This is a genomic window from Stenotrophomonas rhizophila, from assembly GCF_003751305.1.
GTDB classification, from domain to species: domain Bacteria; phylum Pseudomonadota; class Gammaproteobacteria; order Xanthomonadales; family Xanthomonadaceae; genus Stenotrophomonas; species Stenotrophomonas rhizophila_B.
In genome coordinates this window covers 269016-281752 of record NZ_RJKV01000002.1, presented here as the reverse complement: position 1 = coordinate 281752, position 12737 = coordinate 269016, and the positions used below count along the sequence as shown (strand labels likewise).

The following is a 12737-nucleotide window of genomic DNA, read 5'->3' as shown; positions in this document are numbered from 1 at the left end:
GCCTACTGGCGCAGGTCGCGGACGGTGCGCGCCGGGGCGCCGATGCCCGGGCTGGCCCGCCACGGATTGATGTCCAGCCCACCGCGGCGGGTGTAGCGCGCTTCCACTTCCAGCCACTGCGGCTGGCAGCGCTGGGTGATCTCGCTGAAGATCCGCTCCACGCACTGCTCGTGGAACTCGGCGTGTTCGCGGTAGCTGATCAGGTACTTGAGCAGGCCGTCGCGGTCGATCTTCGGGCCGCGGTAACGCACGCTGACGCTGGCCCAGTCCGGCTGGCCGGTGACCGGGCAGTTGGACTTGAGCAGGGCCGAACTCAATGTTTCGGTGACCACCTCATCGGCATCGGCGAACAGGAACTCCGGGGCCGGCGGGCCGTAGCGCTCAATGGTGACCTCGCGCTCGTCCAGCGACTCGCCCTCGGGCTCTTCCACCAGCGGCGGCACCCCGAGCACCACCGTCACCACCGCCCCGGCACACGCCGACAGATCGCGGGTGATGCACAGCCGCGCGGCCGCGTCATCATCGAAACGCGTGCTGTTGAGCGAGTTGAGATACAGCTTGAACGACTTGGATTCGATCAGGTTCGGCGAGGTGCACGGCACGCTGACCGTGGCCACCGCCACGCGCGGTTTGCCGCGACCGTCCAGCCAGCTCAATTCATAGGCCTGCCAACGGTCATGGCCGACAAACGGCAGCGCCGCCTCGTCCAGGCCGATCTCCTCGCGGGCGCCACGGCGCGGGATGGGGAAGAGCAGGCCGGGATCGTACTGCGACGGGTAAGCAACCTCGCGACCGAGGCTGGAGTCCTGGGGGGTATTCATGCCGCCATTTTACGCCGGTAGGCGCGCGGCGTCCGGCGGCGAAAACGAAAGGCCCCGGCCAGCGGCCGGGGGCCTACCGTCTACCAGCCGTCGTTTGACGTCAGCCTGCGCCAGGCGCCGCAGCCGCCGTCCCGTTGAGGTAATCCAGGCTCACCTGCAGCAGCGCGCGCAGGCCCACATCCAGCGCCTTCTCATCAAGCAGGAACTTCGGCGAATGATTGGCCGGCGCCGTGGCCGGATCGATCCCCTCGCTGGTGGAGCCGACGAAGAAGAACATGCCCGGCACCTGCTGGGCGTACAGCGAAAAGTCCTCGGCCCCCATCTGCAGCGGCGGCTCGTACACATTGCCCTCGCCCACCACGGCCTGCAGGCTCGGCAGCATCCGCGCGGTCAGTGCCGGATCGTTGACCGTGGCCGGGTTGCCCTCGGACTCATAGATCTCGGTTTCGGCCTTGGCCCCGTGCGCGGCCGCGGTGTGCTCGGCCACGTTGCGCAGGTCGGCGAAGATCTGCTGGCGCATGCCCTCGTCGAAGGTGCGGATGGTGCCGACCATCTCCACTTCATCGGGAATGATGTTGTAACGGATGCCGCCCTTGATCGCGCCGAAGGTCACCACCGCCGGCTGCTTGGAGAGGTTGGCGCGGCGGCTGACGATGGTCTGCGCGGTGCCGACCAGGTCGGCGGTGGCCACGATCGGGTCCACCCCGTTCCACGGCGCCGAGCCGTGGGTCTGGCGGCCGATCACCTTGATCCCGAACCGATCCGACGCTGCCATCAGCGGGCCGCCACGCACCGCGATCTGGCCGGCCGGCACGCTGGAGAACACATGCAGGCCGAACACGGCCTCGGGCTTGAAGCCCTTGAACAGCCCTTCCTTGAGCATCAGCGCCGCCCCGCCCTCTTCCGGCGGCGGCGCGCCTTCCTCGGCGGGCTGGAAGATCAGCATGACTTCGCCGGGCAGGTTCGCGCGCATCTTCACCAGCGCATCGGCCACGCCCAGCAGGGTGGCGGTGTGGGCGTCGTGACCGCAGGCGTGCATCACCCCGACGGTCTCGCCGCGGTAGGTGCTGGTGGCCTTGGAGGCGAACGGCAGGCCGGTCTGTTCGGTCACCGGCAGTGCGTCCATGTCCGCGCGCAGGGCGATCCGCGGGCCGGGCTTGCCGCCCTTGATGATGGCCACCACGCCGTGGTGGGCGATGCCGGTCTGCGGCTTCAGGCCCATCGCGCGCAGGCGCTCGGCCACCTTGGCCGAGGTGCGTTCTTCGCGGTTGGACAGCTCCGGGTGCTGGTGGAAGTCACGGCGCCAGTCGATCACCTGGGCCTTGAGGCGGGTCGCAGCGGCGGCCACTTCCGGGCGTTCGGCGGGGGCGGCGGCGGCCAGGCCGGGGGCGGCCAGCAGCAGGGCGGACATCAACAGCGACAGACGGGGCATTGAAGGTCTCCACGGGTCAGAACAGCGGTCGAACCTGAATGTAGGGCATCGGCGCCGGTCGCGCTGTAACTTTCTGCCCCGGCAAACGTTCATGGATGGAACCTCACCCGTCACATCCGGTCTGATCGCCCGTCCCATCCGTCATGCATGAAAGGCCACGGGCGACGAGTATGCTTTGCGCCTAGCCAACCGGGCCCCCGCCCTTCGCCAGCCCTCGGGAGTTATTGAATGTCGCGTTTCTGGAAGATCGTGCTGCTGGTGGTCGCAGTGCTGGTGATTGCCGTTGTGGGTATGCGCCTGATGGGCGGCAAGAAGGGGGATGCAGGCGGCCCGGCAGCCGAAGGGCGCCAGGGCGGTGATCCGGCCAATGCCGGCCCGGTGCCGGTCACGGTGATCGATGCGGTCCGCCAGGACGTACCGGTCTACGCCAGCGCGCTGGGCACGGTGGCGGCGATGAACACCGTCACCGTGAGCCCGCAGGTCGGCGGCCAGCTGATCAGCCTGAACTTCAAGGAAGGCCAGGAAGTGAAGAAGGGTGACCTGCTCGCGCAGATCGATCCGCGCACCCTGCAGGCCAGCTACGACGAGGCCGCGGCGGCCAAGCGCCAGAACCAGGCCCAGCTCGCCACCGCCCGCTCCAACTACCAGCGCTCCAATTCGGCCGAATACCGCCAGTACGTGGCCAAGACCGACCTGGACACCCAACGCAATCAGGTGGCCCAGTTCGAAAGTGCCGTGGCCGCCAACGAGGCCAGCATGCGCGCCGCCCAGGTGCAGCTGCAGTACACCCGGGTGACCGCCCCGATCTCCGGCATCGCCGGTATCCGTGCGGTCGACGCCGGCAATATCGTCAGCGCCGGCACCGCGCTGGTGACGCTGACCCAGATCCATCCGATCCATGTCGTGTTCAACCTGCCCGAGCGCCAGCTGCCGGCCGTGCGCGAGGCCCAGGCCGCCGGTGCGGTGGATATCGCCGCGCTGGACCGCAACGACGCGCATGTCCTTACCGACGGCGGAAAGCTGGACGTGGTCGACAACCAGATCAGCAGCGACAGCGGCACCTTCCGCGCGCGTGCCCTGTTCGACAACGCCGACAATTCGCTGTGGCCGGGCCAGTTCGTCAACGTCCGCATGCAGCTGCGCACCATCGCCGGCGGCGTGGTGATCCCGACCCAGGCCGTGATGCGCGGGCCGGACGGCGAGTACGTCTACATCGTCACCCCGGACAGCACCGTGGCCATGCAGACGGTGAAGAGCGGCGTGGAAGTCGGCGACAGCCAGGTGCAGATCACCGAGGGCCTGAAAGGCGGCGAGCGCGTGGTGAGCGAGGGGCAGTTCCGGCTCAAGCCGGGCGCCAAGGTGACCGCGCTCAAGCCGGGCGAAACCCCGGCCGCACCGACCGAAGCCGAGCTCAAGGCCGCCCAGCAGCAGGGTGGCGGTGGACGCCGCGGTGGCGGTCCGCGCTGATCGCGCCCGCCCTACGTACCTGACGCCGGCCCCAGGGCCGGCGTTCGCCTGATCCAACGCAGCACGACGCACCAGCAAGGACCCGCCCGTGGGCTTTTCGACGATTTTCATCCGCCGCCCGATCGCCACCTCGCTGCTGATGGCGGGCCTGCTGCTGCTCGGCATCCTCGGCTACCGCCAGCTGCCGGTGTCGGCGCTGCCCGAGATCGATGCGCCCAGCCTGGTGGTGACCACCCAGTACCCCGGTGCCAACGCGGTCACCATGGCCTCGCTGGTGACCACGCCGCTGGAGCGCCAGTTCGGGCAGATCTCCGGGCTGGAGATCATGACCTCCGATTCGTCGGCGGGGCTGTCCACGATCATCCTGCAGTTCTCGATGGACCGCGACATCGACATCGCCGCGCAGGATGTGCAGGCCGCGATCCGCCAGGCCACCCTGCCCTCCTCGCTGCCCTACCAGCCGGTCTACAACCGGGTGAACCCGGCCGACGCGGCGATCGTCACCCTCAAGCTCACCTCCGACACGCGCCCGCTGCGCGACGTCAACAACTACGCCGACTCCATCCTCGCCCAGCGCCTGTCGCAGGTGCAGGGCGTAGGCCTGGTCTCCATCGCCGGCAACGTGCGCCCGGCCGTGCGCATCCAGGTCAACCCGGCGCAGCTGTCCAACATGGGCTTGACCCTGGAAGAGCTGCGCAGCGCGCTGACCCAGGCCAACGTCAACGCGCCCAAGGGCTCGCTCAACGGCAAGACCCAGTCCTACTCGATCGGCACCAACGACCAGCTGACCAGTGCCGCCGAGTACCGCGACACCATCATCAGCTACAAGAACGGCCGCCCGGTGCGCCTGTCCGATGTGGCCAACGTGATCGACGGCGTGGAGAATGACCAGCTGGCCGCGTGGGCCGATGGCAAGCCGGCGGTGCTGCTGGAAGTGCGGCGCCAGCCGGGCGCGAACATCGTGCAGACCGTCGAGCGCATCCGCGCGTTGCTGCCGCAGCTGCAGAACGTGCTGCCGGCCGACGTGCATCTGGACATCTTCAACGACCGTACCGAGACCATCCGTGCTTCGGTGCATGAAGTGCAGTTCACCCTGATCCTCACCATCGGCCTGGTGGTCGCGGTGATCTTCGTGTTCCTGCGCCGCTTGTGGGCGACCATCATTCCCTCGGTAGCGGTGCCGCTGTCACTGGCCGGCACCTTCGGTGTGATGGCGTTCGCCGGCATGTCGCTGGACAACCTCTCGCTGATGGCGCTGGTGGTGGCCACCGGCTTCGTGGTCGACGATGCGATCGTGATGATCGAGAACATCGTGCGTTACATCGAACAGGGCAAGAGCGGGCCGGAAGCGGCCGAGATCGGCGCGCAGCAGATCGGCTTCACCGTGCTCTCGCTGACCATCTCGCTGGTGGCGGTGTTCCTGCCGCTGCTGCTGATGCCCGGCGTCACCGGCCGCCTGTTCCATGAGTTCGCCTGGGTGCTGAGCATCGCGGTGACCCTGTCGATGCTGATCTCGCTGACGCTCACCCCGATGATGTGCGCCTACCTGCTCAAGCCCGATGCGCTGCCCGAGGGCGAAGACGCGCACGAGCGGGCGGCCGCCGCAGGCAAGACCACCGTGTGGTCGCGCACCGTCGGCCTGTACGAACGCAGCCTGGACTGGGTGCTCGACCACCAGCCGCTGACCCTTGCCGTCGCTGCCGGCGCGCTGGTGCTGACCGTGGTGCTGTACCTGGTGATTCCCAAAGGCCTGCTGCCCGAGCAGGACACCGGCCTGATCACCGGCGTGGTGCAGGCCGACCAGAACATCGCCTTCCCGCAGATGGAGCAGCGCACCAAGGCCGTGGCCGAAGCGCTGCGCAGCGACCCGGCAGTGACCGGTGTCTCGGCCTTCATCGGCGCCGGCACCATGAACCCCACGCTCAACCAGGGCCAGCTGTCGATCGTGCTCAAGGAGCGCGGCGACCGCGATGGGCTCGATGAGATTCTGCCGCGCCTGCAGAAGGCCGTGGCCGGCATTCCCGGGGTGGCGCTGTACCTCAAGCCGGTGCAGGACGTCACCCTGGATACCCGCGTGGCCGCGACCGAGTACCAGTACTCGCTGTCGGACGTGGACAGCGCGCAGGTCGCGCTGCAGGCCACGCGCCTGACCGAGGCGCTGCGCCAGCGTCCGGAGCTGGCCGACGTGGACAACAACCTGTCCAACCAGGGCCGCGCACTCGAGCTGACCATCGACCGTGACAAGGCCAGCGTGCTCGGCGTGCCGATGCAGACCATCGACGACACGCTGTACGACGCCTTCGGCCAGCGCCAGATCTCCACCATCTTCACCGAGCTCAACCAGTACCGCGTGGTGCTGGAAGTGGCCCCTGAGTTCCGCACCAGCACCGCGCTGATGAACCAGCTGGCGGTGGCCTCCAATGGCGCCGGTGCGCTGACCGGCAGCAACGCCACCAACTTCGGCCAGGTCACCTCGTCCAACTCGTCCACCGCCACCGGCATCGGCGCGCAGAACACCGGCATTCCGGTCGGCGCCGGCAACATCATCCCGCTGGCCGCCTTGGCCGAGAGCAAGGTCACCAGCACCCCGCTGGTGGTCAGCCATCAGCAGCAGCTGCCGGCGGTCACGGTGTCGTTCAACATCGCACCGGGCTATTCCTTGTCCGATGCGGTCAAGGCGATCGAGGAGACCAAGGCGGGCCTGGAGATGCCCTCGCAGGTGCACGCACAGTTCATCGGCAAGGCCGCCGAGTTCACCGGCAGTCAGACCGATGTGGTGTGGCTGCTGCTGGCCTCGCTGGTGCTGATCTACATCGTGCTGGGCGTGCTGTATGAGAGCTACATCCACCCCTTCACCATCATCTCCACCCTGCCCCCGGCCGGCGTGGGCGCGCTGCTCGCGCTGATGGTGTGCGGGCTGCCGTTGTCGGTGGACGGCATCGTCGGCATCGTGCTGCTGATCGGCATCGTGAAGAAGAACGGCATCATGATGGTCGACTTCGCGATCGAAGCACGCCGCACCGGTGCCAACGCGCATGAGGCGATCCGTCGCGCGTGCCTGCTGCGCTTCCGCCCGATCATGATGACCACCGCTGCCGCGATGCTGGGTGCATTGCCGCTGGCGCTGGGCACCGGCATCGGCTCGGAACTGCGCCGCCCGCTGGGCATCGCCATTGTCGGCGGCCTGCTGCTATCCCAGCTGGTGACGCTGTACACCACGCCGGTGATCTACCTGTACATGGAGCGCTTCTCCGAGCGCCTGCGCCAGCGCCGCGAACAGCGTGCGCTGCGTCATGGCCATGGCCCGGTGCAGGAGCCGCAGGCGTGATGATGAGCACCGCAGGCCGTTGCGGAGGCGGTCGATGAACATCTCCGGTCCGTTCATCCGCCGCCCGATCGGCACCGCCCTGCTGGCCATCGGCCTGTTCGTGGTCGGCGTGATCTGCTACCTGCAGCTGGGCGTGTCGGCGCTGCCGAACATCCAGATCCCGGTGATCTTCGTGCACGCCAACCAGGCCGGCGCGGACGCCACGACGATGGCGTCCACGGTGACCGCGCCGCTGGAACGCCACCTCGGCCAGCTGCCGGGCATCGACCGCATGCGCTCGTCCAGCTCCGAAGGCAGCTCGCTGGTCTTCATGATCTTCCAGAGCGACCGCGACATCGATTCGGCCGCGCTGGACGTGCAGACCGCGATCAACTCGGCGCAGTCCGACCTGCCTGCGGGGCTGGGCACGCCGATGTTCCAGAAGGCGAACCCGAACGATGACCCGGTCATCGCGATCGCGCTGACCTCGGAAACGCAGTCGGCCGACGATCTCTACAACGTGGCCGACTCGCTGCTGGCCCAGCGCATCCGCCAGATCACCGGCGTGTCCTCGGTGGATATCGCCGGTGCCTCCACGCCGGCGGTGCGCGTGGACGTCAACCTGCGCCTGATGAACGCCCTCGGCCTGACCGCCGACGATCTGCGCAACGCGGTGCGCGCGGCCAACGTGACCTCGCCGACCGGCTTCCTCACCGATGGCAACACCACCACCGCGATCATCGCCAACGACTCGGTGGCGCGCGCGGCCGACTTCGCCCAGCTGGTGATCAAGACCGCCGACAACGGCCGCGTGATCCGCCTGCAGGACATCGCCAACGTCTACGACGGGCAGCAGGACGCCTACCAGGCCGCGTGGTTCAACCACAAACCGGCGGTGGTGATGTACGTGTTCACCCGCGCCGGCGCCAACATCGTGGAGACCGTGGACCGGGTGAAGGCGCAGATCCCGACCCTGCGCGACTACCTGGAACCGGGCACCACGCTCACCCCGTATTTCGACCGTACCCCGACCATCCGCTCGTCGCTGCATGAAGTGCAGATCACCCTGCTGATCGCGCTGGCGATGGTGGTGCTGACCATGGCGCTGTTCCTGCGCCGGCTCGCCCCGACCCTGATCGCCGCGGTGACCGTGCCGCTGTCGCTGGCCGGCGCGGCACTGGTGATGTACGTGCTGGGCTTCACCTTGAACAACCTGAGCCTGCTGGCGCTGGTGATCGCGATCGGCTTCGTGGTCGACGATGCGATCGTGGTGATCGAGAACATCATGCGCCACCTCGACGAGGGCATGCCGCGCATGCAGGCCGCCCTCACCGGTGCGCGCGAGATCGGCTTCACCATCGTCTCGATCACCGCCTCACTGGTGGCGGTGTTCATTCCGCTGCTGTTCGCCGAAGGCATGATGGGTGCGTTCTTCCGCGAGTTCACCGTCACCCTGGTCGCGGCCATCGTGGTCTCGATGATCATCTCCCTGACCCTGACCCCGGCGCTGTGCAGCCGCTTCCTGAGCGCACATGCCGATGCCGGCGCACCCAGCCGCTTCGGCCGCCTGCTCGATGCCGGCCACGACCGCATGCTGCGGATCTACGTGAAGCTGCTCGACTTCTCGCTGCGTCATGCCCTGCTGTTGTCGCTGACCCCGCTGCTGCTGATCGGCGCGACCATCTTCCTGTTCGGTGCGGTCAAGAAGGGCGCGTTCCCGGCCCAGGACACCGGCCTGATCTGGGGCCGCGCGAACTCCAGCGCCACGGTCTCCTTCGACGATATGGTCAACCGCCAGCGCCGCATCACCGACATGCTGATGGCCGATCCGGCGGTGAAGACCGTGGGCGTGCGCCTGGGCAGTGGCCGCCAGGGTTCCAGCGCGCAGTTCAACGTCGAACTCAAGTCACGCAAGGATGGCCGTCGCGAAACCACCGCCCAGGCCCTTGCGCGGCTGAGTGCCAAGGCCGACCGCTATCCCGACCTGCAGCTGCGCCTGCGTGCGATCCAGGATCTGCCCAGCAATGACGGCGGAGGGGCCAGCCAAGGCGCGCAGTACCGCGTCTCGCTGCAGGGCAACGATTTGGCCCAGCTGCAGGAGTGGCTGCCGAAACTGCAGGCCGCGCTGAAGAAGAACCCGAAGCTGGCCGACGTCGGCACCGACGTGGACGCCGCCGGCCTGCGCCAGAACATCGTGATCGACCGGGCCAAGGCCGCACGCCTGGGCGTCTCGGTCGGTGCCATCGACGGCGCGCTGTACGGCGCCTTCGGCCAGCGCCAGATCTCCACGATCTACTCGGACATCAACCAGTACAGTGTGGTGGTCAACGCCCTGCCCGAGCAGACCGCAACGCCCGGAGCGCTGGACCAGATCTACGTGCGGGCCGGCAATGGCGAGATGGTGCCGATCACGGCGGTGGCCGAGCAGGTGCCGGGGCTGGCGCCATCGCAGATCACCCATGAAAACCAGTACACCACGATGGAACTGAGCTACAACCTCGCCCCCGGCACCAGCATGGGCGAGGCCAAGGCGATCATCGACAGCACGGTCAACGGCATGCGCATGCCCGGTGACATCCGTCTGGCCGAGGACGCAGGCTTCGGCTTCGATTCGGACCCGATGGCGATGCTGATCCTGGTGATGGCGGCGATCATCACCGTCTACCTGGTGCTGGGCATGCTGTATGAAAGCCTGATCCACCCGGTCACCATCCTGTCCACGCTGCCGGCGGCGGGCGTGGGTGCGCTATTGGCGCTGTATGGCACCAATACCGAGCTGTCGGTGATATCGATGATCGCGCTGGTGCTGCTGATCGGCATCGTCAAGAAAAACGCGATCATGATGATCGACTTCGCCGTGGTGGCGCAGCGCGAGCACGGCAAGACGCCGTTGGAAGCCGCACGTGAGGCCAGCATCGTGCGCTTCCGCCCGATCATGATGACCAGCATGGTGGCGATCCTGGCCGCAGTGCCGCTGGCGATCGGCCTGGGCGAAGGCTCCGAGCTGCGCCGCCCGCTGGGCATCGCGATGATCGGCGGCCTGCTGTTCTCGCAGAGCCTGACCCTGCTCAGCACTCCGGCGCTGTACGTGATCTTCTCGTGCCTGCGCGAGCGCTGGGTGGCTCGCCGGGCGCGGCGCCGCGAGAAGCGTGCGTTGAAGCGGGCCGCCGCCGCGCGGTGATGGCGGCATGCCTGCACGGAACGTGGTTCATGCAGGCAGGTGCCGACCGTGGGTCGGCCCGCCGCCGGATTGACGCAATCGACCCAAAAGAGAACAATTCGCATCAGCCACGGTCCTGCACTGCCCCCCGCGATGCCCCGCTGCCGCTGACGCGGCACGCCTGACGACTCAGCCACCCCCTCTTTTCCGCCTTCTTCTGATCGCGGACGGTGTGCTGCTGTCCGCGGAGGACCCCCACAACATGCGCCAGTCTGTGTCTTCGCTCCCGGCCGTGGTGCCGGGCCGCCGTGCCCTGCGCCCGGCCCTGCTCGCCCTTTCCCTTGCCGCGGCCTGCACCGCCCACGCCCAGTCCGCCCCGGATGGCGGCGCCCGGGCGCGCTCGGCCACCGATCTGGATGCGATCAAGGTCACCGCCGAACGCACCCATACCGACACCGGCGCCCTGGGCGACCGTGCCGTGCGCGATACCCCCTTCGCGATCTCAGTGGTGGGCCGCGAGGACATCGAGAAGCGCCAGGTGGTCTCGCTTGGCGAGGCCTTCCTCACCGATCCGTCCGTGGTCACCCAGGTCAGCGCCTACGCCAGCGGCTGGAGCTCGCCGATCCGCAACCGCGGCATCGATCTGAGCTACGACAGCTACCGCGTCAACGGCCTGCAGGTCTCTTCGTGGGGCACCGAGTGGCCGCTGGAAGTGATGGAGCAGGTGGAACTGCTGAAGGGTCCCGGTGGCTTCATGTATGGCTTCGGCCAGCCCGGCGGCATCGTCAACTACGTGACCAAGAAGCCGACCGAGGTCACCACGCTGTCGGCGCAGCTTGGCTGGCGCGAGGCGGGCATCGTCAGCGGCCAGGTCGATGTGGGCGGGCGCTTCGGCGACGAAGAGATGTTCGGCTACCGCTTCAATGCGTACCAGGAGAAGGGCGAGACGTTCAACGGCGGCGACGTGAACCGCAAGGTCGGCGCGCTGTCGCTGGACGCGCGTCTGAGCGACCGCCTCACCTGGACCTTCGATGGCGTGTTCCAGTCGCGCGAGCTCAGCAACGAATCCCCGCAGTACTACTTCATCGGCCTGACCGAGCTGCCGCGCCCGCTGGCCGGCGACATCGACAACAGCATCGATGGCAGCTACTACGACACCCGTTCCAGCCTGCTCTCCACCGCCTTGAACTGGCAGATCAACAGCGACTGGAAGGCCAGCCTGAGCTATGGCGTGACCACCTCGTGGAACGACGTCAACAAGATCTTCGCCTACATCGATGACGTCAACGGCGACTACGACGTCAACACCTACGAGCTCGGCGGCAAGAGCGAGTGGAAGCTGGCCCAGGCCATCGTGCAGGGCCGCTTCCAGACCGGCCCGCTGTCGCACCAGGTCGTTGCCGGCGTCTCCCACCAGACTGGCCTGGGCTGGGACCGCCCGTACGAGTGGAACACCCTCGGCCGCGGCAACATCTATCAGCGACCTACGCTGCGCCATGATGCGGTCGGCTCGCGCGTGCTCAGCCGCGGCAGCGAGACCGTGCAGCAGGCGGTGTTCGTGAGCGACACCGTCAGCTTCGCCGACGGCTGGTCGGTGCTGGCCGGCGCGCGCTACAACGACTTCGAAAACAAGGGCGCGTACCACACCTATCCGGTCACCCCGACCTACGCCCTGATGTACAAGCCGGCCGATGCCGTGACGCTGTATGCCAGCTACGTCGAATCGCTGGAAGCCGGCAGCCGCGTGGGCAGCGATTACATCAATGCCGGCGACGTGCTCGACCCCACCATCAGCAAGCAGTACGAGATCGGCGCCAAGATCGAGTACCCGCGCTGGAGCGCCAATGCTGCCGCCTTCCGATTGGAGCGTGGCGCGAACATCGACCTGATTACGTCCGCCGGCAAGCTGCTGGTGCAGGACGGCATCACCCTGTACGAAGGCGTGGAAGTCAGTGGCGATGTGCGCCTGACCGATGCCGTCACCCTCGGTGGCGGCGTGACCTGGCTGGACCCGACCTACGACAAGCTCTCCCCCGACAGCGTCGCCCAGCAAGGCAACCGCACCGCCGGCGCCGCCCGCTGGCAGGGCGTGCTGCACGCCGACTACAGCATCCCGCAGATTGACGGTCTGAGCGTGTATGCATTGGCCCGCTACTACGGTGACGTCTACTACGACGCCGACAACACCCTCAAGCTGCCCGACTACACCCTGGTCAACGCCGGCGTCGGCTACCGCATGCAGGCCGCCGGCCATCCGGTCACCTGGCGCGCCGGCGTGGAGAACCTGGCCAACAAGAAGTACTGGTCCAACGCAGGCGTGGGCCTGCCGCGCACCTTCGCGGTAAGTGTGCGGTTCGATATGTAAATTGCACCGGTCCCGCTTTTCGATGCGCACCGACCCACTGTCGGAGGGTCGGCGTGGGTGGGTGGACGGGACCGTTTCGCGCCATGGATGGCGCGAATCGAGCTTACAAGGACGTACTTGCTGCGTGTCCCGGCAACCCACCCACGCCGACCCAGCCCCGCAGACAGAGGTGTCCCCTTCACCCC

The 12737-nt window shown here is 67.6% G+C and carries 6 protein-coding genes; 4 read left to right on the top strand and 2 right to left on the bottom strand.

The window, feature by feature from the left end; genetic code table 11:
• Positions 1-2: 2 nt before the first annotated feature.
• Positions 3-821: an NADPH-dependent 7-cyano-7-deazaguanine reductase QueF gene (gene queF, locus EDF74_RS09905; RefSeq protein ID WP_123729981.1), complete on the bottom strand. Its 819-nt coding sequence runs from the start codon at positions 819-821 to the stop codon at positions 3-5.
• A 100-nt stretch (positions 822-921) separates the two neighbouring features.
• Positions 922-2253: a M20 family metallopeptidase gene (locus EDF74_RS09900; protein WP_123729980.1), complete on the bottom strand. Its 1332-nt coding sequence runs from the start codon at positions 2251-2253 to the stop codon at positions 922-924.
• Positions 2254-2481: 228 nt separating this feature from the next.
• Between EDF74_RS09900 and EDF74_RS09895 the strand changes: the two genes are divergently transcribed.
• The 4 genes from EDF74_RS09895 (at position 2482) to EDF74_RS09880 (ending at position 12552) form a co-directional block, all read left to right on the top strand.
• The gene (locus EDF74_RS09895) at positions 2482-3720 is read left to right on the top strand and encodes an efflux RND transporter periplasmic adaptor subunit (protein WP_123729979.1); all 1239 of its coding nucleotides are present in this window, start codon (positions 2482-2484) and stop codon (positions 3718-3720) included.
• An 88-nt stretch (positions 3721-3808) separates the two neighbouring features.
• Positions 3809-7048, top strand: a complete 3240-nt coding sequence (locus tag EDF74_RS09890; RefSeq protein ID WP_123729978.1) for an efflux RND transporter permease subunit — start codon at positions 3809-3811, stop codon at positions 7046-7048.
• Positions 7049-7082: 34 nt separating this feature from the next.
• The gene (locus EDF74_RS09885; RefSeq protein ID WP_123729977.1) at positions 7083-10208 is read left to right on the top strand and encodes an efflux RND transporter permease subunit; all 3126 of its coding nucleotides are present in this window, start codon (positions 7083-7085) and stop codon (positions 10206-10208) included.
• Positions 10209-10449: 241 nt separating this feature from the next.
• A complete protein-coding gene (locus EDF74_RS09880) occupies positions 10450-12552 on the top strand; it encodes a TonB-dependent siderophore receptor (RefSeq protein ID WP_260232238.1) in 2103 nt (700 codons plus the stop codon).
• Positions 12553-12737: the final 185 nt, after the last annotated feature.

Coding starts and splice junctions, on each gene's coding strand:
- queF (WP_123729981.1), bottom strand. CDS start 821: ATGAATACCCCCCAGGACTCCAGCCTCGGTCGCGAGGTTGCTTACCCG.
- EDF74_RS09900 (WP_123729980.1), bottom strand. CDS start 2,253: ATGCCCCGTCTGTCGCTGTTGATGTCCGCCCTGCTGCTGGCCGCCCCC.
- EDF74_RS09895 (WP_123729979.1), top strand. CDS start 2,482: ATGTCGCGTTTCTGGAAGATCGTGCTGCTGGTGGTCGCAGTGCTGGTG.
- EDF74_RS09885 (WP_123729977.1), top strand. CDS start 7,083: ATGAACATCTCCGGTCCGTTCATCCGCCGCCCGATCGGCACCGCCCTG.
- EDF74_RS09880 (WP_260232238.1), top strand. CDS start 10,450: ATGCGCCAGTCTGTGTCTTCGCTCCCGGCCGTGGTGCCGGGCCGCCGT.